This window comes from Bacteroides sp. MSSM.1001136sp1_RTP21357st2_D2_RTP21359_211015 (genome assembly GCF_040913205.1).
GTDB classification, from domain to species: domain Bacteria; phylum Bacteroidota; class Bacteroidia; order Bacteroidales; family Bacteroidaceae; genus Bacteroides; species Bacteroides ovatus.
In genome coordinates this window covers 142,396-167,156 of sequence record NZ_JBDFVF010000005.1, presented here as the reverse complement: position 1 = coordinate 167,156, position 24,761 = coordinate 142,396, and the positions used below count along the sequence as shown (strand labels likewise).

Sequence of the window (24,761 nt, the reverse complement as noted above, 5' to 3'; positions counted from 1 at the left end):
TCGGGGTATTCTTTTTCTCTACCGATATTCTATTTTCTTCTATATTAGCTAACCCGATGGTCTGTTTTTAATATTTCTTCGGGCAACAGTTGTTCTTTTATGGATGAACTGGGGAAAGAACTGCATAAATAATTGCAATAATATACAGAAAATAGGGCGAGCGTAGCATGAATTTGCAGACAATATGCGGCTTTTTAATCATGGGAGCCTTCGTTGGATTAAAACCAACGAGATGTCCCTCACCGAGGAAGGATAAGTTCCTCGGTGAGGGACATCTCATTTCTCGGCGAGGAACTCATATAGGAATGATTAGAAGCTATTTTTTTCTCTAGTTTATATATAAATAAAGGTAAGGAGAAACTGATAAAATGAATGACTGTTGTCTATAAAAGAATGATTTGCAAGTGTAATCAGTATATTTTAATCTTATTGAGTAAATATAGGGGAAAATAATGTTAATCTGATTTCTGAAGATTGTAAATCCCAGCCCTTTTTGTCTTTAGTTGGAATCTATACCCAAAATTGTTGCATTCTCACCAGTTTGAATATCCCTTTTTTTAGAAGTTCTATTTTTAAGTACCGTATAGTTGAATTAGGCGATGAGGAATAACGGTGCATAATGTGAACTGCTTACCGTCTTCCGTCAGCTCCCCACATCATCTTGCTGCGGAGTGTATCGAAAAAAATGTGATTAAAACGTTTCACTACCTTTACGCTGTAATCTGCCCGGCGAATGGTTAGTTGAGTCGTTTCTTTGCAAGTTTCGCTCCTCCCGTCAATGGCGACGAGGAAGTTGTGACTTCTGCTTTCTACATCTAATGTAATCTCCCAGTCATCCCGAATAACGATAGGGCGGACGTTGAGACTATGTGGAGCCACCGGAGTGATGGCAATAGTGTTGGAATGAGGAACGATGATCGGGCCTCCTACACTCAAAGAGTAGGCTGTGGAACCTGTTGGAGTGGCAATTACTAACCCGTCAGCTTGATAAGTATTCAGATACGCGCCATTAATAGCTGTCCGGATACTAATCATAGAGGAGCTGTCCCGTTTGAGAATAGCTATTTCGTTGAGGGCATAAGGAGAATCTTGGAGATGTTTGTCGTTGCAGATTAACTGAAGTACGCTCCGTTCCTCCACACTATATCTGCCGTTTTGGATTTCATCAAATGTTTCCTCCATTTCTTCCGGTGAAATATCTGCCAGAAATCCTAAACGTCCTGTGTTAATTCCCAAAATAGGGATCCCTTTTCTTCCTACGCGGCGGGCAGCTTTCAGAAACGTTCCGTCGCCTCCGATGCTGATTACCATATCGGCAGTAAAATCATCACCATCAAATAATTGATCTGCTTCAATATCCATATTTTCAGAAACTAGGAATTGATAAAATTCCCTGCACATACCAATCTCTGCTCCTTGTTTCTTTAAAAGTTTAAACAAGGTGACAGCATGAGAAGACTTTTTAGCCTGATAAGTATTTCCAAAAATGGCAAATTTCATAAGCAACATCATTAGTTCAGGATGCAAATTTGGCATTTTTTCTTGGATTTCTACTTTAAATAACCAAAAAAGAGTAGAGAATGCGTTTCGTATTATTAGGCAACTAATAATAATATTTGTATTTTTGCGGCAAATATAACGTAGAACTATGACTAAATTAAGTGTAAACATAAACAAGATTGCTACACTAAGAAATGCTCGCGGAGGAAATGTCCCCGATGTAATAAAGGTAGCGCTTGATTGTGAATCTTTTGGGGCTGATGGTATCACCGTTCATCCCCGTCCTGACGAGCGTCACATTCGTCGTTCTGATGTATATGATTTGCGTCCTCTGTTGCGGACTGAATTTAATATTGAAGGTTATCCGTCTCCGGAATTTATTGACTTGGTGTTGAAAGTAAAACCTCATCAGGTTACTTTAGTACCCGATGATCCTTCACAGATCACCTCCAATTCAGGTTGGGATACGAAAGCAAATCAGGAATTCCTGACGGAAGTTCTCGATCAGTTTAACAGTGCCGGCATTCGTACTTCCGTTTTTGTGGCAGCCGATCCTGAAATGGTGGAATATGCGGCAAAAGCAGGGGCGGATCGCGTCGAACTGTATACTGAACCTTATGCGACGGACTATCCGAAGAATCCGGAAGCAGCTATCGCTCCTTTTATCGAAGCTGCAAAGACTGCCCGTAAACTGGGTATCGGATTGAACGCCGGTCATGATTTAAGTCTGGTGAATTTAAATTATTTCTATAAAAACATTCCTTGGGTGGATGAAGTGTCTATCGGACATGCGTTGATTAGCGATGCACTGTATCTGGGACTCGAACGTACCATTCAGGAATATAAAAACTGTTTACGCTCATGAATGCAATGATCTTGTTAGCCCAAGGGGCTATGAATATGGCCGACTCACTGGCTACTGCCAACCCCGTGCTGACGGAGGTAAACGCTCCGGAAATGAACATGCTTGATATGGCTGTCAAGGGTGGATGGATTATGATTGTATTGGGCGTACTGTCGGTTATCTGTTTCTATATCCTGTTTGAACGTAACTACATGATTCGCAAAGCAGGAAAAGAGGACCCCATGTTTATGGAACGGATTAAAGACTATATTCATAGTGGAGAGATCAAAGCGGCTATTAACTATTGCCGTACGATGAATACCCCTTCGGCACGTATGATAGAAAAAGGAATCAGCCGTCTGGGACGTCCTATTAACGATGTGCAGGTAGCTATTGAGAATGTGGGTAACATTGAAGTTGCAAAGTTGGAAAAAGGACTAACTGTGATGGCAACTATTTCCGGAGGTGCTCCAATGCTCGGGTTTCTCGGTACGGTGACCGGTATGGTACGCGCATTCTACGAAATGGCGAATGCCGGAAGTGGAAACATTGATATCACTTTGCTTTCGGGAGGTATCTATGAAGCTATGATTACAACGGTCGGTGGTCTGATTGTCGGTATCATCGCTATGTTTGCCTATAATTATCTGGTGATGCTGGTAGACCGTGTGGTAAATAAAATGGAATCTCGTACAATGGAGTTCATGGACCTGTTGAACGAGCCTGCAAAATAATTGGCAGATGGGATTAAAAAGAAGAAATAGAGTATCGCCCAATTTCAGCATGGCCTCCATGACGGACGTCATCTTCCTGCTGCTGATATTCTTTATGATAACCTCTACGGTGGTGTCGCCCAATGCCATAAAGGTATTGTTGCCTCAAGGCAAGCAGCAGACTTCGGCCAAGCCGCTGACAAGAGTGGTTATCGATAAGGACTTGAATTTCTATGCCGCTTTCGGCAATGAAAAAGAGCAGCCGGTGGCGCTGAACGATCTGACTTCATTTTTGCAGAGTTGTGCAGAGAAGGAACCGGAAATGTATGTGGCATTGTATGCAGATGAATCGGTACCTTATCGTGAGATTGTAAGGGTATTGAACATTGCAAACGAGAATCATTTTAAGATGGTGCTGGCTACCCGCCCGCCTGAAAATAAATAAGAAACAATGGACAGAAGAAAAAAGGGTGAATACATAGGAGCGCTCGGTGCACTGTTGGTGCATGTGGCAGTGATTGCTCTTTTGATTCTGGTGAGCTTTACTGTCCCCCAACCGGATGAAGATGCAGGCGGAGTGCCTGTGATGCTGGGGAATGTGGATACAGCGAGCGGCTTTGATGATCCTTCTCTGGTAGATGTGGATATTATGGATGAAGATGCGGCAGCACCGCCTGCGGAAACAGAACCGCAACTCCCTTCTGAACAGGATTTACTGACACAGACTGAAGAGGAAACGGTCACTTTGAAGCCTAAGACGGAAGAACCGAAAAAAGAGACGGTGAAACCTAAAGAGGTGGTCAAGCCGAAAGAACCGGTGAAGAAGCCGGAAAAAACGGAAGCGGAAAAAGCTGCAGAAGCGAAACGACTGGCAGAAGAAAAAGCGGAACGTGAACGTAAGGCTGCCGAAGAAGCTGCCAGAAAGAGGGTGTCCGGTGCGTTTGGAAAAGGAGCGCAAATGACAGGAAATAAAGGAACAGCGGCTAGTGGCACGGGAACCGAAGGTAGCAAGGAGGGTAACTCTTCTACCGGAGCGAAGACCGGAACCGGAGGTTATGGAACATTTGACCTTGGCGGACGTTCTTTAGGTACGGGCAGTTTGCCGAAGCCTGTATATAATGTGCAGGAAGAAGGACGTGTAGTGGTGAATATCACCGTGAATCCTGCAGGGCAAGTGATATCGACCAGCATTAGCCCTCAAACGAACACTGTAAATTCCGCTTTGCGTAAGGCGGCGGAGGATGCAGCTAAGAAAGCCCGTTTTAATACGATCGATGGAGTGAATAACCAGACAGGGACAATCACCTATTATTTTAACTTGAGATAGTATCATTAACCAAATATATTAAGCATTATGGGAACTGTATACGCTTTTTTTGCAGATGGTTTTGAAGAAATTGAAGCCTTTACTGCTATTGACACGTTGAGACGTGCCGGACTGAATGTAGAAATCGTATCCGTTACACCGGATGAAATTGTAGTAGGAGCACATGATGTATCCGTTCTTTGCGATATTAATTTCGAGAATTGTGATTTCTTTGATGCTGAACTTTTGTTGTTGCCGGGAGGAATGCCGGGAGCTGCTACACTTGACAAGCACGAAGGATTGCGCAAATTGATCCTTGATTTTGCTGCAAAAGGTAAACCTATTGCTGCCATTTGTGCTGCTCCGATGGTGTTGGGTAAACTGGGACTGCTGAAAGGAAAGAAGGCTACCTGTTATCCGAGTTTCGAACAATATCTGGATGGTGCCGAATGTGTAAATGCACATGTCGTACGTGATGGAAACATCATTACGGGTATGGGACCAGGTGCTGCTATGGAATTTGCCTTGACAATCGTTGACCTGTTGGTAGGTAAAGAAAAAGTAGACGAACTGGTAGAAGCGATGTGCGTTAAACGCTAAACCGTCCATGAAGAAATATGTAATCATTGTCGCCGGTGGAAAGGGCTTGCGAATGGGAAGTGATCTTCCCAAACAATTCCTTCCCATGGGTGATAAACCTGTGTTGATGCATACCCTGGAAGTCTTCAGGAGATATGACGAGGCACTTCAAATCATATTGGTGCTTCCGCAGGAGCAACAAAGTTTCTGGAAGCAACTTTGCGATGAACATCATTTTACGGTAAAACATGTCCTTGCAGAAGGAGGTGAAACACGTTTCCATTCCGTAAAGAACGGGCTGGCACTGGTGCAAGAGCCGGGATTGGTGGGAGTGCATGATGGAGTACGCCCGTTTGTATCAGTAGAAGTGATTCGCCGTTGTTATGAGTTGGCAGAGGTGCAAAAAGCAGTGATTCCTGTGGTGGATGTAGTAGAGACGCTTCGCCATTTGACAGATGCCGGAAGTGAAACAGTCAGCCGGATTGATTATAAACTGGTGCAAACGCCGCAAGTGTTTGATGTAGAGTTGCTGCAACAAGCCTATGCCCAGGAATTTACCCCCTTCTTTACAGATGATGCTTCCGTTGTGGAAGCGATGGGAATGCCCGTTTATCTGGCAGAAGGCAACCGTGAAAATATAAAAATAACAACTCCTTTCGATTTAAAAGTAGGGAGTGCTCTTTTATAAATGTTCGATTTAGCCACACGCGACATAAAATTTATCTCCGGTGTAGGCCCTCAAAAAGCCGCTGTATTAAATAAGGAGTTGGAAATCTATTCCTTGCACGATTTAATTTATTATTTCCCTTATAAATATATTGACCGGAGCCGCATCTATTACATTCATGAAATAGATGGCAATATGCCGTATATCCAGTTGAAAGGAGAAATCCTCGGTTTCGAGACCATTGGTGAAGGACGGCAGCGCCGTTTGACAGCGCATTTTTCGGATGGTACAGGAGTCGTGGATTTGGTGTGGTTTCAAGGTATAAAGTACATCTTGGGAAAGTATAAACTTCACGAGGAATATATTATTTTCGGCAAACCTACTGTTTTCAACGGACGTATCAATGTGGCGCATCCTGATGTAGACAAACCGGATGATTTGAAACTTTCCTCGGTGGGGCTGCAACCTTATTATAGTACGACGGAGAAGATGAAACGCAGTTTCCTCAACTCTCACGCGATTGAGAAGATGATGGCAACGGTGATTCAGCAGATACAGGAGCCTCTACCTGAAACACTTTCTCCCAAGTTGCTGACGGAGCATCATTTGATGCCTTTGACGGAAGCGCTCCGGAATATCCACTTCCCAACCAATCCTGACGTCCTCCGTCGGGCACAATACCGTCTTAAATTTGAAGAACTGTTTTATGTTCAGTTAAACATTCTCCGATATGCCAAAGACAGGCAGAAAAGGTATCGTGGATACATCTTTGAAAAAGTGGGAGATGTGTTCAATACATTTTATACAAAGAATCTTCCTTTCCAACTGACGGGTGCGCAGAAACGGGTGTTGAAAGAGATACGGAACGATGTCGGCAGTGGCAGACAGATGAATCGCCTTTTGCAGGGAGATGTAGGAAGCGGAAAAACACTGGTTGCCTTGATGAGTATGTTGCTGGCATTGGATAATGGCTATCAGGCTTGTATGATGGCACCTACCGAAATCCTGGCAAACCAGCACTACGAAACCATCAAGGAACTGCTTTTTGGCATGGACATTCGTGTTGAGCTACTGACAGGTTCGATTAAAGGAAAAAGGAGAGAAGCGATTCTGACAGGATTGTTGACCGGAGATGTGAAGATATTAATAGGCACACATGCCGTTATTGAAGATACTGTCAATTTCTCTTCTTTAGGCTTCGTTGTGATTGACGAACAACATCGTTTTGGCGTGGCTCAACGTGCCCGTCTTTGGAGTAAGAATGTTCAACCTCCGCATGTACTTGTAATGACTGCCACTCCCATTCCCCGTACGTTGGCGATGACTTTGTACGGTGACTTGGACGTGTCTGTTATCGATGAACTTCCACCCGGAAGAAAACCGATTACTACCATCCATCAATTCGACAATCGCCGGGAAAGCATGTATCGTTCGGTACGTAAGCAGATCGACGAAGGACGCCAGGTTTATATTGTCTATCCGCTGATTAAAGAGAGCGAAAAGATTGATTTGAAGAATCTTGAAGAAGGGTATCAGCATATTCTGGAAGAGTTTCCGAAGTGTACGGTTTGTAAAGTGCATGGCAAAATGAAACCTGCCGAGAAAGATGAACAAATGCAGCTTTTTGTCTCGGGGAAAGCGCAGATCATGGTGGCTACTACCGTCATTGAAGTGGGAGTGAATGTTCCGAATGCTTCGGTGATGATTATTGAAAATGCAGAACGTTTCGGGTTATCACAGTTACATCAGTTGCGCGGTCGAGTAGGGCGTGGAGCAGAACAGTCTTATTGTATTCTGGTGACGAATTACAAGTTGACGGAGGATACCCGGAAACGATTGGAAATCATGGTGCGCACCAATGATGGTTTTGAAATAGCGGAGGCCGATTTGAAACTGCGTGGTCCCGGTGATCTTGAAGGTACACAGCAAAGCGGTATCGCTTTCGATTTGAAGATCGCGGATATTGTCCGCGACGGTCAACTGTTGCAATACGTTCGTGCTATAGCTGAAAGTATTGTAGAACAAGACCCTGCAGCACAAAGTCCGGAGAACGAAATCTTATGGCGACAGCTTAAAGCCTTACGGAAAACGAATGTTAACTGGGCTGCCATAAGCTGAAAAACGGTTAAACATGCAGTTTATTTGCGTAAATGTGTTGCAAAACATATTTCGGTTCTATTCTCCCTATTTATAGGAGTTTAACGACCTGATTCCTCTTCCTTTTCGTTCTAAGCTTCTGAAAAATAGTTAATAACTTCCTTGCCATTTCGTAGGAAAACACTATCTTTGGAAGAATTTTTTTAGTAAATGTATTGTTTAACCATTTGCAAAGTCGAGTATTATGCTTGAAAAAACGCTGGTCATTTTAAAACCGTGTACCCTTCAACGGGGATTGGTTGGTGAGATTACTCATCGCTTTGAGCGTAAAGGATTACGGTTGGCTGGCATGAAGATGATGCAACTGACTGATGAATTGTTGAGCGAACATTATGCCCACCTTAGCGGCAAATCCTTCTTTCAGCGTGTGAAAGATTCGATGATGACAGCTCCTGTCATTGTTTGTTGTTTCGAAGGTGTGGATGCTATTCAAACAGTCCGTACGTTGGCGGGACCAACTAATGGACGTCTGGCTGCCCCGGGTACCATTCGTGGGGATTACAGCATGAGCTTTCAGGAAAATATAGTTCATGCTTCTGATTCTCCGGAGACTGCGGCTATTGAATTAAAGAGATTTTTTAAACCGGAAGAAATATTCGATTACAAGCAGGCGACATTTAACTACCTGTATGCAAATGACGAATATTAAATAGAATTGATAAAAAAGGAATGAATTTCAATTGCATTATTAAAACAGGATTGGTCGCTGTTGCGGCTATGGTCAGCTTGAGCTCTTTCTCACAAGACCTGATTGCCCGCCAGGCACCGATAGACAAAAAATTAAAATCAGTAGATTCTTTGGCATTGCAGAAGCAAATCCGTGCCGAACAATCCGAATATCCCGCTTTAAGTCTTTATCCGAATTGGAATAATCAATATGCGCATTCTTATGGAAATGCGATTATTCCGGAAACATATACAATTGACCTGACGGGTTTTCGTATGCCGACTCCGAGTACAAAAATAACTTCGCCTTTTGGCCCGCGTTGGAGAAGAATGCATAATGGCCTTGATTTAAAAGTTAATATCGGTGATACGATTGTTTCTGCTTTTGATGGTAAGGTACGTATTGTGAAATATGAACGCAGAGGGTACGGTAAATATGTAGTCATTCGTCACGATAATGGATTGGAAACTATATATGGACACTTGTCTAAGCAGTTGGTTGAAGAAAATCAGTTGGTAAAAGCTGGTGAACCGATCGGGTTGGGTGGTAACACCGGACGTTCTACAGGTTCGCATCTTCATTTCGAAACCCGCTTCCTGGGAATTGCAATTAATCCGATTTATATGTTTGACTTTCCAAAACAGGATATCGTTTCCGATACTTATACGTTCCGCAAAACAAAAGGTGTGAAACGTGCAGGCTCTCATGATACCCAAGTGGCTGACGGTACTATCCGTTATCATAAGGTGAAGAGTGGCGATACATTGTCCCGCATTGCTAAATTGCGTGGCGTATCAGTCAGCACGCTTTGCAAACTGAACCGTATCAAACCGACCACTACTTTGCGTATCGGACAGGTTTTGCGTTGTTCATAAAAAATATAGCTTATAAAACAGTAATACAATATCTTTAGGAGAGGGCACTTTAATATAATTTAGAGTGCCCTCTTTCTGTTTTTACTTAATTATTGTTACCTTTGCGCACTATTTGGAAGAAGATGAAAGATACCAAGCAACAATTTGAACATGTCATCGCTTTGTGCCGTGACTTATTTTCCAAGAAGCTGCACGATTACGGGCCTGCATGGCGTATCCTGCGTCCGGCTTCGGTGACTGACCAGATTTTTATTAAAGCCAATCGGATTCGTAGTATTGAAACCAAAGGAGTGACCTTGATTGATGAGGGAATCCGTGCTGAATTTATTGCGATTGTCAATTATGGCATTGTCGGGCTCATCCAGTTGGAACTGGGTTATGCCGAGTCTGCCGACATCAGCAATGAAGAAGCGATGGCTTTATACGATAAGTATGCAAAAGAGGCATTAGACCTGATGCTTGCCAAAAACCATGATTATGATGAAGCCTGGCGGAGCATGCGTGTCAGCTCTTACACAGACTTGATCTTGATGAAGATTTACCGTACCAAGCAGATTGAGAGCCTGGCCGGCAACACATTGGTGTCAGAGGGAATTGATGCCAATTATATGGATATGATTAATTACTCTGTTTTCGGACTGATTAAGATAGAATTTGAAGGATAAGAACTTACATATCATTCAGGAGGTAGTGGCGAATACGTGTCGCTTTCTTTTGGCGGCATCGTTCATCTTTTCCGGATTTGTAAAGGCAGTTGATCCACTGGGGTTCCAGTATAAGATCCAGGATTATCTGACCGCATTCGGAATGGCTTCCTGGTTCCCTTCATTCTTCCCTTTATTGGGAGGCATCATCTTGTCAGCCGTTGAGTTTTTTATCGGTATCTCCTTATTTTTTGCTACCAGAAGAACATTGGCTACTTCGTTGGCTTTGATGCTGATGATTTTCATGACACCACTGACCTTGTATCTTGCCATCTTTGATCCGGTTTCGGACTGTGGCTGTTTTGGAGATGCCTGGGTGTTGACGAACTGGGAGACATTCGGTAAGAATATAGTTCTGCTGTTTGCAGCAATGATGGCTTTCCGTCACAGAAGGATGCTGGTTCGTTTTATCAGTGTGAAAATGGAGTGGCTAGTTTCTCTCTATACGTTGTTCTTTGTATTTACTTTGTCGTTCTATTGTCTGGACCGTCTGCCTGTTTTAGACTTTCGTCCTTACAAGATCGGAAAGAATATTCTGGAAGGAATGACAATGCCCGAAGGAGCGAAACCGAGTGTATATGAAAGCATCTTTATTCTGGAAAAGAACGGAGAGAAGAAAGAATTTACGTTGGATAACTATCCGGATAGTACCTGGACATTTGTCGACACACGGACAATCCTGAAGGAAAAAGGATATGAACCGGCTATTCACGATTTCTCTATGATTGATCTGAATACGGGCGAAGATATAACAGACGATGTATTGACGGATATAGGATACACCTTCCTGTTGGTTGCCCATCGGATTGAAGAGGCGGATGATAGTAACATTGATTTGATTAATGAGATATATGACTATTCGGTGGAGCATGGCTATAAGTTTTATTGCCTCACTTCTTCACCGGAAGAACAGATCGAATTGTGGAAGGACAAGACGGGAGCCGAATATCCTTTCTGTCAGATGGATGATATTACATTAAAGACGATGGTTCGTTCCAATCCGGGATTGATACTGATTAAGAACGGAACAATTTTGAATAAATGGAGCGATGAGGATATACCGGATGAATATGTGCTGACGGACAAACTGGAAAATCTGCCGTTAGGAAAGCAGAAGGTGAGCAGTGACACTCATACGGTAGGATATGTATTCTTATGGTTTGTTATTCCATTGTTGTTAGTGCTTGGGGTGGATGTTTTGGTCGTTCGCCGCAGAGAACGGAAAAACGCGAAGCGGAAGCAACAAGAGGAAGAGATGAAAAGCAAAGAATTAAAAACGGAGAATCCGAAAATAGAAGAACAAGAATAAAAAAAATAAATGATAACGAGCGGCCTCTGTAACGAACGCTAATTCCGATCGTTCAATTGTCAATCGTGAAATCGTAAATTTATTAACCCTTTAAAATAAAAAACAAAATGAGAAAGAACATTGTTGCAGGAAACTGGAAAATGAACAAAACCCTTCAAGAGGGTATCGCTTTGGCTAAAGAATTGAACGAAGCATTGGCTAACGAAAAGCCTAACTGTGATGTAATCATCTGTACTCCGTTTATCCACCTGGCTTCTGTTACTCCGTTGGTAGACGCTGCAAAGATCGGTGTAGGTGCTGAAAACTGTGCAGACAAAGCTTCAGGTGCATATACAGGTGAAGTTTCAGCTGAAATGGTTGCTTCTACAGGTGCAAAATATGTAATTCTGGGACACTCTGAACGTCGTGCATACTACGGTGAAACAGTTGCTATCCTGGAAGAAAAAGTAAAATTGGCTTTGGCTAACGGTCTGACTCCGATTTTCTGTATCGGTGAAGTGTTGGAAGAACGCGAAGCTAACAAGCAGAACGAAGTGGTAGCTGCACAGATGGAATCTGTATTCTCTCTGTCTGCTGAAGACTTCTCTAAGATTGTATTGGCTTACGAACCGGTTTGGGCTATCGGTACAGGTAAAACTGCTTCTCCTGAACAAGCACAGGAAATCCATGCTTTCATCCGTTCTATCGTAGCTAACAAGTATGGTAAAGAAATCGCAGACAATACTTCTATCCTTTACGGTGGTAGTTGCAAACCTTCTAACGCTAAAGAACTGTTCGCTAACCCGGACGTTGATGGTGGTTTGATTGGTGGTGCTGCTTTGAAAGTATCTGATTTCAAAGGTATCATTGATGCCTTCAATTAAATGATAGTTGATAAATGATAGTTGATAAATGATAGTTGATAAATGATAGTTGATAGTTGCTATGTACTATAGCCTGCTATCGACTATCGTTTATCTTTTCAACTATCATTTTCCGACTGTCATTCTCTAACTGTCATTTATCATTTATCAACAATCAACTGTTTAATAATGAAAGTTTTACTTACCCTATTGTTTGTTTTGACAGCTACTTTTGCGCAAGCGCAAAGTATTATCAAGAGTCTGGAACGTAACATTCCGGGGCAAGGAAAGGTGACTATCCATCAAGATCCCCGCATCGAGGCTCTGATAGGTATGGAACGTCCTGCAACAGGTGAACAGAAAGTAATAAAGACTTCCGGATTCAGAATCCAGGCGTATGCCGGTAACAATACTCGTCAGGCGAAGAATGATGCTTATCATGTAGCATCGCGTGTGAAAGAGTATTTTCCTGAATTGACGGTATATACTTCGTTCAATCCGCCTCGTTGGCTTTGTCGTGTAGGTGATTTCCGTAGCATTGAAGAAGCGGACGCAATGATGCGTCGGTTGAAAGCTACCGGTGTGTTTAAAGAGGTTTCTATTGTAAGAGACCAGATCAATATTCCTTTATAATTGTATCATGTTAGAAAAAGAAGAAATTGTTTCTCCGAATCTGGAGGAGTTAAAGAGTCATTATCGTAGTATTATAACTTTGTTGGGTGAAGATGCCGAAAGGGAAGGGTTATTGAAAACTCCGGAACGGGTGGCTAAGGCGATGTTAAGCTTGACGAAAGGGTATCACATGGACCCTCACGAAGTGCTTCGCTCCGCTAAATTCCAGGAAGAATATAGCCAGATGGTGATTGTGAAAGATATCGATTTCTTCTCTCTTTGCGAACATCACATGTTGCCGTTCTACGGAAAGGCGCACGTGGCTTATATTCCTAATGGCTATATCACAGGGTTGAGTAAGATTGCCCGTGTAGTCGATATATTCTCTCATCGTCTGCAAGTGCAGGAACGCATGACACTGCAAATCAAAGAGTGCATTCAGGAAACGCTGAATCCACTGGGAGTAATGGTGGTGGTGGAAGCCAAACACATGTGTATGCAGATGCGTGGGGTAGAAAAACAAAACTCTATTACTACTACTTCTGACTTTACCGGAGCTTTCAATCAGGCAAAGACTCGTGAAGAGTTTATGAATCTGATTCAACACGGAAGAGTATAATCTATTTTCTGCTCACTAAACAAATAAGTTTATCGTAAAACGACGCGATCTCCCAACCGCTTTGCCATGATGCTTTGTACGGTTCTCAACTCATTATAGCGTTGCATAAGTGAGTCGCATTTCTCATTATCATGGGCAAGAGCAGGATCTTGGAGAGCATAAAGCATGTGCTTCAATTCCTCTGTTACGATTGCATACTTGAAGTTAATCATTAACATCGGAACCATTTCATAGAGCCGCTCTTCATCCGTCACAATCTTTTGGGACTTGGAGTGATACTTACTAAGCTGATAACGCACATTAATCAAGTCTACACTCAATTTACTGATTACCGGATCAGGATGTGCCAGGAAATAACGTTCGGCAATGAAGTTGGAATCGTGCATGTGTGCAGCAGCTTCCGATAACATTTGGCGGTGCAGCGGATTATGGAAGGCTAACTCGTCCTCTTTCAAATCATTAACCACATATTCTATGACGGTTACCGGAATTTCGTTTCCTTCTTCATCAGTCAGGTTACACATGATTTTCTCTCCATAACGAACTACCGCCTGTAATATCAGTCGCTCGAATTTGTAGAATTCCTGCCCTTCCTTTCCTTCCTGCGGAATAAAGGAAGCATAACTGTCTTCCTGCAGAGCAGGAGGAACATCTGTATATCCGCCATCCACTTCAGGAGGTAACGGAATATCTCCATTAGGTATTGGAACATCTTCAGGAGGTGTGCTGCCCTGTGACATCATAGCCGTTCTTTCAGCCATCCGGCGTTCCCGTTCCGTTTGTTCAGCTCGCTTCTCTGCTTGAGTTTCCCGTCTTTTGGCAACTTCTGATACTAGCAGTTTATCTTCTACATGAAGTAGCTGCGCGCATTCTTTGATATAGACGTCTCTGACAATTGCTTCAGGGATGACAGAAATACTTTGCACCAGATTACCAATCAGTTCCGCACGCTTGATGGGGTCTTTTCCCGCATCTTCCAGTAGCAAGTTCGTTTTGAAGCGGATAAAGTCCGTTTCATGTTCCGAGATAAAAGTCTGAAATTCCGTTGAGTTGTGCTTGCGGGCAAAAGAGTCCGGGTCGTCCCCATCGGGAAGAAGACAGACTTTGATATTCATACCTTCCTCCAATAACATGTCAATTCCCCGGATAGAAGCCTTGATACCTGCTGCGTCGCCGTCGTAAAGCACAGTCATGTTGTTGGTGAACCGGTGAATCATACGGATTTGTCCCGGTGTAAGGGCTGTTCCCGAGGAAGCAACCACATTCTCTATGCCGGATTGATGCATGGAGATTACGTCCGTGTAGCCTTCAACCAAAAAGCAACGGTCTTGTTTTACAATAGCCTGTTTGGCAAAATATATACCGTATAACTCGTTACTTTTGTGGTAAATTTCCGATTCGGGCGAATTGACGTATTTGACTTTAACCCCTTTCGTTGCACTGGCAAGTACACGTCCGCCAAAAGCCACCACTTTGCCGGAAAGCGTATGTACAGGGAAAATAACACGTCCCCAAAAACGATCCCGTAACCGGTGGTCGTCCGTTTCGTAGCAAAGTCCTGTTTTTACCAAGTACTCTTTCTTATATCCTTTTTGGATTGCTTCTTTGGCGAATGCATCGTGGGCTTCAGTGCAGTAACCTAATTGGAATTTCTCAATGATGTCGTCGCGAAAGCCACGGTTGCGGAAATAGGCCATACCGATGCTACGCCCGTCTACATGATTTTTTAGTATGTTCTGGAAATAGTCGCGTGCAAAGTTATTAACGATAAACAGACTTTCGCGTTCGCTTTGCACAAACTTCTCTTCATCGCTTAATTCCCGCTCCTTGATTTCAATATTATATTTCTTGGCAAGGTACTTCAATGCTTCCGGATAAGACATCTGCTCGTGTTCCATAATGAAATGCACGGCATTTCCACCTTTTCCACAAGCAAAACATTTGCATAATCCTTTGGCGGGAGAGACATAAAAAGAAGGGGTTTTATCACTGTGGAACGGACATAAACCGACATAATTGACACCACGTTTGCGCAGGGTGACAAAATCCGAAACGACATCCATAATTTGTGCCGCGTCCAATATCCGGTCTATGGTAATTTGATCTATCATTCTTTCTCCTGTGAATCCGTTTTTGCGGATACAAAGGTACACATAAAAAAATCCCCTGCAAAGAACTTTTTTGCAGGGGATCGTTAAATCTTGGCACCGGTATTGATTATTTAATCTTTTCCCGGATCTTCGTCAGATACTTTTTCATACCTTCCGCATCCTTGTTTTCGATTATTTCGAGAAGGTTTTTCAACTCTGTCCGGATATTAGTCACTTGTCCCGGAGTGCGTGGGTTGAACAGTATTTCCTGAAGCAGGTAATCATCTTCGCTTAGCAGCCCTTTGGCGATTGCCATGTGCTTTTTGAACGTAGTTCCCGGGGCTTCCTGATGTTTCATTACGGCAGCAAATACGAACGTCGATACGAACGGAATAGAAAGCGAGTAGGCTACTGTTTCGTCGTGCTCATCAAATGTATATTCGAAGATGTTCAACCGTAATGTCTGGTAGAGGTCTTTGAAGAATATTTTTCCCAGGTGGTCGCCTTCACTGATGATGATGGCATTTTCGCTGCTTAGATTGCTAAGACTTGCGAAAGTCGGGCCAAACATAGGGTGACTGGAAACGTAGCGGAAACCACTTTCTTCGTAGAACTTCTTCAATCCTGTTTTTACAGAGGCAATGTCACTAATGATACAGTCTTTCGGTAATACAGGCAGTATTTTGCGAAAGGCATCCAACGTGTACTTCACTGTAACAGCATTAATAACCAGTTCCGGTTCAAATTCCTTAATCTCCTCCAATGTAGTGAAACGATACGTGTTATAGACGAAACGCAACTGGTGCGGGTTGACGTCGAACACGGCCGTCTCGTGTTGAAAGCTCAAAATATCAGTAAAGAAGGAGCCCATTTTACCGGCTCCAAGGATTAATATTCTCATAATGTTTATTATTTAGTGAGAGTGTGTCAAAACACAAATTATCGCAGATTATTTCAACTATATTGATATATTAATCAACGACTTATAAAATTATTTCTGCGATAATTTGCGTTAATCTGCGTTTTATTATTCATTATGACACACCTTCACTCTAACTACTTATTAATAATTTCCATCTGTTGACGAACTGATTCTTCGTGGATGGCTTCGAAAATCTTCTTCATAAACTCGCTGTCCATACCGCATTGTTCGCCCTGCGCGCCACGTTTTTCCAGAATCTCATTGTAACGTCCGGCTTGAAGAACTGTGATTCCGTGCTCCTTTTTGTAAGTACCGATTTCACGGGCCACACGCATTCTTTTTGCTAATTCCTGAATGATATTGTCGTCACATTCATCAATCTGTTTACGGAGTTGTGCCAGACTTTCGGTAGACTGTGTTTCCGTACGGATTACCAACAGATTGAGGATATAGTCGAGTACGTCCGGAGTAACTTGTTGAGAAGCATCGCTCCATGCGCAATCCGGGTTGCAGTGGCTTTCTACAATCAGACCGTCGAAATTCAAGTCCATAGCCTGTTGGCAAAGCGGTGCAACCAACTCACGTTTTCCACCGATATGGCTCGGATCACAGAAAATCGGAAGATTAGGGATGCGGCGGCGCAGTTCGATAGGAATATGCCATTGGGGAAGATTCCGATAGATCTTTTTGTCATAACTGCTGAAACCTCGGTGGATAGCACCCAGACGCTTCAAACCAGCGTTGTTGATACGTTCCAGTGCTCCGATCCATAATTCGAGATCCGGGTTCACCGGGTTCTTAACCAATACAGGGATATCAACCCCTTTCAGTGCGTCAGCGATTTCCTGTACGGCGAAAGGATTAGCAGTGGTGCGTGCACCTACCCAAAGAATATCGATTCCCGCTTTCAGACATTCGTAAACGTGTTTGGCTGTTGCTACCTCTGTAGAAACATACATTCCAGTTTCTTTCTTCACCTCTTTCAACCAGGCAAGACCTTCTACACCGATACCTTCGAAACCTCCCGGTTTGGTACGCGGCTTCCAGATTCCGGCACGATATATTTTTTGTCCTTTAGCAGCCAGTTGTTTGGCTGTATCCATTACTTGTTCTTCTGTTTCTGCGCTACACGGGCCGGCAATGACAATCGGTCTTTTAGCTTCAACGCCCGGTAATAAAATTGATTCGAGTTCCATATTCTTATTTGTTTTTATTCTTTTAATAACTTGTTTTCATTGAAATTGTTCTGTTGTCTCATTCTGCTGTCGTTCTCTCTTTGTAAGAGGTTAGATTCTTTTAATTCTTTCCAGAGCTTCTGCCAGCTTATTGTCCTTGCAACAAAGTGAGATACGAATATACCTTGCTCCGTTACTGCCGAAGATAAATCCCGGAGTGATAAACACTCTTGCTTCATGCAGCACCTTTTCTGTCAGTTCCTCTACATCCTTGCAGGAAGCAGGAATCTTTCCCCAGAGGAACATGCCTACTTGTTTCTCATCGTAGGTGCATCCCAATGCTTTCATGATCTCACCGGCAAGGTGACGACGGTTGCGGTAATTCTTATTATTACCTTCATACCAGTCTGTTTCAGCCTCAAGGGCGGTAGCTGCAGCCAGTTGCATGGCACGGAACATACCGCTGTCGATATTGCTTTTCACTTTCAATATCCATTGTACGAATTCCGCGTTTGACGCTAGCATGCCGATACGCCAGCCGGGCATATTGTGGCTCTTGCTCATAGAATTGAACTCGATGCAACAGTCTTTGGCTCCCGGTACACTTAGAATACTGATAGGTTTTTCGTTCAGGATAAAGCTGTACGGATTATCATTCACAATTACGATATTCTTGCGACGGGCAAAGTCAACGAGACGTTCATAGATTTCCGGAGTTGCATTGGCTCCCGTCGGCATGTTGGGATAGTTGGTCCACATCAGTTTTACGCGACTAAGATCCATTTTTTCCAGTGTCTTGAAGTCAGGCATCCAGCCATCTTCTTCTTTCAGGTCGTAGTTGATAACTTCCGCTCCGAGTATTTTACTCAAAGAAGTATAGGTAGGGTATCCCGGATTCGGGACTAGCACCTGCTCACCCGGATTGACGAATGCCAGCGTAACATGGAGAATTCCTTCTTTAGAGCCGATTAAAGGCTGTATCTCCGTATTCGGATTCAGTTCCACTCCATACCAGCGTTGATACCAGGCAGCGAAGCCTTTGCGCAGTTCAGGGATACCTACATACGGTTGATAACCGTGTCCGTTGGGATCATGAGCATTGTTGCACAATGTTTCGATGGTTTCCCTTGAGGGAGGCATATCAGGGCTTCCGATACCGAGGCTGATAACATCCTTTCCCTCTGCATTCATCTGTGCTACCTCTTTTAGCTTCTTTGAGAAGTAGTATTCGCTAACACTTGCCAATCTGTCGGCAGGAGCGATTTTATACGTTTGACTTTCCTTCTGCATATTCGCCTAATAATTTAAGTTCTTTGGTTAATGGAGTGATTGCAGCAATAGACTGCTTGTATCTTAGATAATCGTTGAAAGCTACATCTACGTAAAACTGGTATTCCCATTCCCGTCCGATGATAGGCAACGATTGAATTTTTGTCAGATTGATATTATAGAACGATAGAATGGATAAAACCTGTGACAGGCTGCCTTCCGTATGTGGAAGAGTGAATACGATACTTGCCTTGTTGGTTGCATTGGCATGATGTTGACGGAGTTCGTCTACTTGCCAGGGATCGGCAACAACCAGAAAACGGGTGAAGTTGTGCTTGTTTGTTTCAATACCTTCCTGAAGGACTTTCATACCGTAACGTTCAGCTGCTGCTTTGGAGCAGATGGCAGCGTGTCCTTTCAGATTTTCATTCTTGATGATTTCTGCGCTGCGGGCCGTATCTTCACCTTCCACCACTTTCAACTGCGGATGTTGATTCAGAAATTCGCGACACTGCATCAGGGCGATAGGGTGGGAGTTGACTTCTGTCAGATCTTCCCAGTTCTCATCGGGGAGACAGACAAAACTGTGCGAGATGCGCAGTTTGTATTCACCGATAATCTGTGTGCCGCTTTGTCTCAACAATTCATTGTTGTGCAACAAACTTCCCGCAATCGTATTCTCGATGGCTAGCATTCCGATAACCTGGCTGTCTTTCCGTATCGAAGTAAACACATCTTCGAAGTTGGCACAACAGATTAACTCTATTTCTTCTCCCTCGAAGTACTTGTGTGCGGCGATATCATGATATGAGCCGAGTGTTCCTTGAATTGCTATCTTTTTCATTGTTCTAAATATATTATATAAAAAAATCCCGCGTCCATATTGGAGCGGGATTCATATGATTGATTTCTCTATTCAGTCCTTAAGCATCACTGTCACTTGATACATACAAACTCCCGCTCTACTTTGTTGCTAAAGTAAAAGTAAAAAAAGAAGTAATATGCATAAGTAAATGATTTCATTAGAATCTATCTTTTTTGCTTTGGTTTTTAATTCTGGGGCAAAAGTAATAATTTTCTGTTAGATGCAAACAAAAAACGATACTTTTTTTGTTTTCTTGCCTAAAATAGATGAAAAGGATACTTAAAAGATGCCGGGAAGTGCTTCAGGCTTTGGTCCCAGGTTCTTGAATTCTCCGTTCAGACCAGCTTCCTCTTTCGGATTCAATTCCAGAGATTTCTTCATGTCCTCTACCGAACCGTCCTTATCACCATTCAGTAATTTAGCACGTCCGCGTTCTTTGTAGGCTTCCGCAAAGTTCGGATTCAGCTCGATGGCTTCATCAAACAGGCCGATGGCTTCCGTCAGTTTTTTCTGGTTGATATAAAGTTGCCCTAAATAAAGGTATGCCTGTTCGTTGAACGGGTTTATTTCCGTCACCAGTTTGTAATCTTCTTCTGCCTCTTCGTCCTTGCCGTCTGCTTCTTTCACTTTTCCGCGCAGGAGCATGGCTGTCTCTTCTTCCGGATTCTGGGCGAGCACAGCATCTATATCTTCCATCATATCTTTATACTGTTTCAGGTTCATCAATGCTTCCGCGCGTAATAGGCGAGCTTCAATGAAATCATCTTTCAAAGTGATTGCTTTGGTGAGATGGGCAATAGTCATCAGGTCGTCATCCTGTCCCTTACGGGCTTTCCCTAATAGATAATGAGCCACGGCATTTCCTTCTTCGATGGCAATCGCTTTATTGGCAGCTTCTTCCATAGCCTGATAATCTTCCTGGATGAAGCATACATTGGCCAGTGTCAGGAAAGTGCTTGTGACGTCAGGTTCCATAGCAGCCATCTTTTCCAATAGCTCGCGGGCCTTTGCCGTTTCCCCCATCTGGATGTAGAGTTGGCTAAGATAGCCCATTGTTTCAAACTCTTCCTTGATGGCAAGAGCTTCGATAAAACATTTTACTGCATAATCCGGACGTCCCATGCGTTGCGCACGTAAACCGTCGTATTTGAAAATCTCGAAATTTTTCTGATCGTTTTTCTGTTTTTCACTTTCCGGAGTTTCCGACTTACCGGAGAAGAAAGATTTAAAAAAGTTCGGCATGGTGTGTTATTTTTGAGTTACTCTTTGCAAAGGTAGTAACTTATTTTGAAATATGTATCATTCCATCCTGCATCTTCCATTCACCTTCCTCCAATAAATATTGGATGACTTCGCTGATGCTCTCTTTTTCCGCTTCTATCTTATCGGCTATTTCTACTGGTGTCAGCGGTTTCTGGGTGAGTAATTCTGATATTTTCTTTTTCAGTTCCTCGAAATCGAAAGAATTCTCGGTCAGGGCATCGGTTGCACGGTGACTAAGACAAACATCGCATTGTCCGCAGTTGTGCTCGTTCTTCTCTCCGAAGTAACGGAGCAGCATCCGGCTCCGGCACACATTCTCCGAAGTGACATACTCTTCCATCGCTTTGATGCGGGCTTCATACCGGGCTTTGCGTTCTTCGTAGACGGAAGGAGGAATATGCACAAAACGAAGTTCCTGCCGTTCGCGGGTGTATATAATATAAGGTGTCTTTTTGTGCGGAATGTAATCCACGATACGACGTTTGGTAAGCGTGACCAGTATATTATAAATTTGTTCGCGGGTCAGTCCGGTACGTATGGACAGGGTTGCTTCGCTGATATAGGCATAGTCGGTGAATACTCCGGTGTAAGAGCGGAGAATCGTCTGTATCAGTGCTTCGGCTTCCGTTCCCATTTCTCGCAATTTGTATAGTTCGTCCCGGCGAATCGTGAAAAGAATACGAGAGGCATTATCCTGTTCGTCCGTATATTCCAGATAGCCGGCTTGAGTCAATATTTTCAGTGCACTGTCTACCGGAACCGGGAAGTATTTGAACTTCCGGCAAAACTCTTCCAGATTAAACTCGCGGACACATTGGAAACCGTCGCCCATTGCCATCTGATAGTAATACTGCAAATGTTCGTAGACATTGAGAATATACTCCTTGTCGGGGAAAGTATCCACAACGCGCCTGTGCAGCGTCGTTCTGTCCGTTTTGGTGTATAAGATTACAGCATACGCTTTTTCACCATCCCTTCCTGCACGACCGGCCTCCTGGAAATAAGCTTCGAGAGAGTCGGGGAGATCGAGATGCAATACGATACGCACGTCGGGTTTATCAATCCCCATTCCAAAGGCGTTTGTAGCTACCATTACACGAACTTCTCCGCTTTGCCAGCGTTTTTGTCTGAGGTCTTTTACGGCATTATCCAGTCCGGCGTGATAGAAGTCGGCGGTAATATCTTCGTTTACCAGTAACTCGGTGATTTCTTTGGTGCGTCGTCTGTTGCGGACATAGATAATGGCGCTGCCGGGTATCTTTCGTAAGATATGCAACAGCTCTTGAGTTTTGTTATCCGTTTGCCGGACGATATACGCCAGGTTTTTCCGTTCGAAGCTCATGCGGAAAACATTCTCTTCACGGAAATCCAGGCGAGCTTGAATATCCTTCACTACTTCCGGAGTGGCGGTCGCCGTAAGTGCCAGTACCGGAATTCCCGGTAGCAATGTCCGTATTTCGGCAATTTTCAGGTAAGCAGGACGGAAGTCATATCCCCATTGTGAGATACAGTGACTTTCGTCGACCGTAATCATGGAGACTTTCATTGATCGCAGTTTGGTACGGAATATGTCCGTGTCCAGACGTTCCGGAGAAATATAGAGGAATTTATAATTACCGAAGATGCAATTCTCAAGAGCAGTGAGAATCTCCTGCCGTGTCATGCCTGAATAGATGGCAAGCGCCTTGATGCCGCGTTTACGCAGGTTTTGCACCTGATCTTTCATCAGGGCGATGAGAGGAGTAATGACAATGCAAATCCCTTCCTGGGCGAGAGCAGGCACTTGAAAAGTGATGGACTTACCGCCTCCGGTCGGCATAAGTCCCAGTGTATCTTTGCCTTCGCCGATACTGGTGATGATCTCCTCCTGCAAGTCGCGGAAGGAGTCATATCCCCAATATTGCTTTAATATCTCCTGATACTTATTCAATCGGCTTTATATCCTCGATTTGAAGTTGTACTTCACCACGCTTGTGCGTGTTTTCTTCAATGGTGTAACAGATGTCGAACGAACGTTTCGTTTTGATATAGCGCACGTGCGAACTCTGTCCGAACGCAATACCGTTCATTACATTATTCGATTTATTATCGACCAGTTCGAGTTTGATATGTTCCTGATCGCGTCCCACCACTTTACTTGTTCCGTAATCATAAACATGATGAGTGCAGAAAATAGGTTTCGTGTTATCAGGACCGAAAGGATTAAACTTTTTCAGGTCGCTGAAGAACTTGGATGAAATATCCCTGAAATCTATTTCAGCATCAATCTCGATAACGGCACTGGTTTGTTCCGGTAAGATATGCTGTGAAACGTATTCTTCGAATCGTTTGGTAAAGGCATTCACGTTTTCCACTTTCATCGACAGTCCGGCGGCGTATGTATGTCCCCCGAAGTTTTCCAGCAGGTCGCGGCAATGCTCGATTGCTTTATATACGTCGAAGCCGGAAACTGAACGTGCGGAACCTGTTGCCATATCATCCGTCCGGGTCAGTACCACGGCAGGGCGGTAGTACACTTCTGTCAGACGGGAAGCTACGATACCAATCACTCCTTTGTGCCATTCTTCGTTGTAGAGCACGATGGAGCGGCGATCGGCTAATCCTTCCAGATTGGCAACGATGTTGTTTGCCTCTTCCGTCATACTCTTGTCGAGGTCTTTCCGGGTTTCGTTGTACTGGTTGATTTGTCCGGCTTTCTCAAGCGCTATCGAGAAATCTTTTTCCGTCAGCAGGTCTACGGCTTCTTTTCCGTTTTGAATACGTCCTGATGCATTGATGCGCGGTCCGATTTTAAACACAATATCACTGACGGTGATTTCCTTTTCAGAAAGTCCGCATACGTCGATAATAGCCTTCATACCAATGCTCGGGTTACTGTTCAGTTGCTTCAGACCGTGGTAGGCGAGGATACGGTTTTCACCCATAATCGGAACGATGTCCGATGCAATACTCACAGCTACAATATCCAGCAAAGGAATCAGGTGGTGGAACTCGATACCGTTACTGATAGCGAATGCCTGCATAAACTTGAAACCGACTCCACAACCAGAAAGGTGAGTGTACGGGTACGTATTGTCCAGGCGTTTGGCGTTCAGAATAGCTACGGCAGGCGGAAGCACATCATCCGGTACATGATGATCGCAGATGATGAAATCAATCCCTTTCTCTTTGGCATAAGTGATTTCTTCTACTGCTTTAATTCCACAATCGAGTACAATAATCAGTCCTACACCGGTTTCTGCGGCGTAGTCCACTCCTTTTTTAGAAATGCCATACCCTTCATTGTATCGGTCGGGTATGTAATAATCAAGGTTCGAATAGAACTGTTGAATAAACTTGTAGACCAATGCTACGGCAGTAGTACCGTCTACGTCATAATCTCCATAAATTAGAATACGTTCTTTCTTTCCCATCGCCCTGTTCAGACGTTCTACTGCAATATCCATATCCTTCATCAGGAACGGATCATGCAGGTCGGGCAATTGCGGGCGGAAAAACTTCTTGGCATCTGCTGCCTTTGTAATTCCCCGCTGCACCAAAAGTTGTCCAAGTATCGGGCTAATCCCTAGTTCCTGGGCCAATGTCTGGCTTGTCTCTGCCTGTTCGGGTGTAATGGGTCGATAATTCCATTTGTGATTCATTTTATATATTGTTTTTTCTTTTTCTGTTCTCAAGGGTTGAAAAGGCACTTCTTTCCAACAAGGGGTAAAAGTACGAAAAAAAGCGGAAGTGTATAGTAGATAAGACGAAAATATTTCAAGGCTGTAGAAAACAGAGGTTTGA

23 protein-coding genes are annotated in these 24,761 nt (G+C 43.6%); 14 read left to right on the top strand and 9 right to left on the bottom strand.

Annotated features, from left to right (window positions below):
- Positions 1 to 630: 630 nt before the first annotated feature.
- On the bottom strand, positions 631 to 1,500 hold the full coding sequence (locus AB5217_RS05620) for an NAD kinase (protein ID WP_004305502.1): 870 nt from the start codon (positions 1,498 to 1,500) through the stop codon (positions 631 to 633).
- A gap of 148 nt (positions 1,501 to 1,648) precedes the next feature.
- On the opposite strand from AB5217_RS05620, the gene AB5217_RS05615 reads away from it, so the two are divergent.
- The 14 genes from AB5217_RS05615 to folE all read left to right on the top strand — a co-directional run bounded on the left by AB5217_RS05615 (position 1,649) and on the right by folE (position 13,394).
- Positions 1,649 to 2,365: a pyridoxine 5'-phosphate synthase gene (locus AB5217_RS05615; protein WP_032844066.1), complete on the top strand. Its 717-nt coding sequence runs from the start codon at positions 1,649 to 1,651 to the stop codon at positions 2,363 to 2,365.
- Positions 2,362 to 3,078 (top strand): MotA/TolQ/ExbB proton channel family protein, encoded by a 717-nt coding sequence (locus tag AB5217_RS05610; protein WP_004297248.1) that lies wholly within the window; start codon positions 2,362 to 2,364, stop codon positions 3,076 to 3,078. Before AB5217_RS05615 ends, AB5217_RS05610 begins: the two co-directional genes overlap by 4 nt.
- 7 nt (positions 3,079 to 3,085) lie before the next feature.
- Positions 3,086 to 3,502 (top strand): ExbD/TolR family protein, encoded by a 417-nt coding sequence (locus tag AB5217_RS05605; RefSeq protein WP_004305499.1) that lies wholly within the window; start codon positions 3,086 to 3,088, stop codon positions 3,500 to 3,502.
- A 6-nt stretch (positions 3,503 to 3,508) separates the two neighbouring features.
- A complete protein-coding gene (locus AB5217_RS05600; RefSeq protein WP_009000282.1) occupies positions 3,509 to 4,384 on the top strand; it encodes a cell envelope integrity protein TolA in 876 nt (291 codons plus the stop codon).
- Between the two features lie 27 nt (positions 4,385 to 4,411).
- Entirely contained in the window at positions 4,412 to 4,963 is a 552-nt protein-coding gene (locus AB5217_RS05595; RefSeq protein ID WP_004297251.1) for a DJ-1 family glyoxalase III, read from the top strand.
- A gap of 7 nt (positions 4,964 to 4,970) precedes the next feature.
- Positions 4,971 to 5,630, top strand: coding sequence for a 2-C-methyl-D-erythritol 4-phosphate cytidylyltransferase (locus AB5217_RS05590; protein WP_004297252.1), 660 nt, complete (start codon positions 4,971 to 4,973; stop codon positions 5,628 to 5,630).
- On the top strand, positions 5,631 to 7,727 hold the full coding sequence (recG, locus tag AB5217_RS05585; protein WP_032844062.1) for an ATP-dependent DNA helicase RecG: 2,097 nt from the start codon (positions 5,631 to 5,633) through the stop codon (positions 7,725 to 7,727).
- Positions 7,728 to 7,950: 223 nt separating this feature from the next.
- The gene (gene ndk, locus AB5217_RS05580; protein ID WP_004305483.1) at positions 7,951 to 8,415 is read left to right on the top strand and encodes a nucleoside-diphosphate kinase; all 465 of its coding nucleotides are present in this window, start codon (positions 7,951 to 7,953) and stop codon (positions 8,413 to 8,415) included.
- A 20-nt stretch (positions 8,416 to 8,435) separates the two neighbouring features.
- Positions 8,436 to 9,308 (top strand): peptidoglycan DD-metalloendopeptidase family protein, encoded by an 873-nt coding sequence (locus AB5217_RS05575; RefSeq protein ID WP_032844058.1) that lies wholly within the window; start codon positions 8,436 to 8,438, stop codon positions 9,306 to 9,308.
- 122 nt (positions 9,309 to 9,430) lie between these two features.
- A complete protein-coding gene (locus tag AB5217_RS05570; RefSeq protein WP_004297257.1) occupies positions 9,431 to 9,973 on the top strand; it encodes a DUF1599 domain-containing protein in 543 nt (180 codons plus the stop codon).
- Positions 9,963 to 11,321: a BT_3928 family protein gene (locus AB5217_RS05565; RefSeq protein ID WP_004315468.1), complete on the top strand. Its 1,359-nt coding sequence runs from the start codon at positions 9,963 to 9,965 to the stop codon at positions 11,319 to 11,321. The genes AB5217_RS05570 and AB5217_RS05565 overlap by 11 nt, the downstream gene beginning before the upstream one ends.
- 107 nt (positions 11,322 to 11,428) lie before the next feature.
- The gene (tpiA, locus tag AB5217_RS05560; protein WP_004297259.1) at positions 11,429 to 12,184 is read left to right on the top strand and encodes a triose-phosphate isomerase; all 756 of its coding nucleotides are present in this window, start codon (positions 11,429 to 11,431) and stop codon (positions 12,182 to 12,184) included.
- A gap of 168 nt (positions 12,185 to 12,352) precedes the next feature.
- Positions 12,353 to 12,796, top strand: a complete 444-nt coding sequence (locus AB5217_RS05555; RefSeq protein WP_004297260.1) for an SPOR domain-containing protein — start codon at positions 12,353 to 12,355, stop codon at positions 12,794 to 12,796.
- Positions 12,797 to 12,803: 7 nt separating this feature from the next.
- Positions 12,804 to 13,394 carry a GTP cyclohydrolase I FolE gene (gene folE, locus AB5217_RS05550; protein ID WP_004297261.1) on the top strand — a complete coding sequence of 197 codons (591 nt, stop codon included), beginning with the start codon at positions 12,804 to 12,806 and terminating at the stop codon, positions 13,392 to 13,394.
- Positions 13,395 to 13,423: 29 nt separating this feature from the next.
- On the opposite strand, the gene dnaG is transcribed toward folE, so the two are convergent.
- The 8 genes from dnaG to recJ form a co-directional block, all read right to left on the bottom strand.
- Complete coding sequence (gene dnaG / locus AB5217_RS05545; protein ID WP_004305478.1) at positions 13,424 to 15,505, bottom strand: DNA primase; 2,082 nt, start codon at positions 15,503 to 15,505, stop codon at positions 13,424 to 13,426.
- Positions 15,506 to 15,611: 106 nt separating this feature from the next.
- On the bottom strand, positions 15,612 to 16,385 hold the full coding sequence (locus AB5217_RS05540) for a prephenate dehydrogenase (protein WP_004297263.1): 774 nt from the start codon (positions 16,383 to 16,385) through the stop codon (positions 15,612 to 15,614).
- 155 nt (positions 16,386 to 16,540) lie between these two features.
- Positions 16,541 to 17,602: a bifunctional 3-deoxy-7-phosphoheptulonate synthase/chorismate mutase type II gene (locus AB5217_RS05535; protein WP_004297264.1), complete on the bottom strand. Its 1,062-nt coding sequence runs from the start codon at positions 17,600 to 17,602 to the stop codon at positions 16,541 to 16,543.
- A gap of 90 nt (positions 17,603 to 17,692) precedes the next feature.
- Positions 17,693 to 18,871, bottom strand: a complete 1,179-nt coding sequence (locus AB5217_RS05530) for a pyridoxal phosphate-dependent aminotransferase (RefSeq protein WP_032844052.1) — start codon at positions 18,869 to 18,871, stop codon at positions 17,693 to 17,695.
- Complete coding sequence (locus AB5217_RS05525) at positions 18,846 to 19,694, bottom strand: prephenate dehydratase (RefSeq protein WP_004297266.1); 849 nt, start codon at positions 19,692 to 19,694, stop codon at positions 18,846 to 18,848. Before AB5217_RS05525 ends, AB5217_RS05530 begins: the two co-directional genes overlap by 26 nt.
- Before the next feature lie 300 nt (positions 19,695 to 19,994).
- Positions 19,995 to 20,957, bottom strand: a complete 963-nt coding sequence (locus AB5217_RS05520; RefSeq protein ID WP_004297267.1) for a tetratricopeptide repeat protein — start codon at positions 20,955 to 20,957, stop codon at positions 19,995 to 19,997.
- Positions 20,958 to 20,997: 40 nt separating this feature from the next.
- On the bottom strand, positions 20,998 to 22,908 hold the full coding sequence (locus AB5217_RS05515) for an ATP-dependent DNA helicase RecQ (protein ID WP_004324713.1): 1,911 nt from the start codon (positions 22,906 to 22,908) through the stop codon (positions 20,998 to 21,000).
- On the bottom strand, positions 22,901 to 24,619 hold the full coding sequence (gene recJ / locus AB5217_RS05510; protein ID WP_004305474.1) for a single-stranded-DNA-specific exonuclease RecJ: 1,719 nt from the start codon (positions 24,617 to 24,619) through the stop codon (positions 22,901 to 22,903). Before recJ ends, AB5217_RS05515 begins: the two co-directional genes overlap by 8 nt.
- Positions 24,620 to 24,761: the final 142 nt, after the last annotated feature.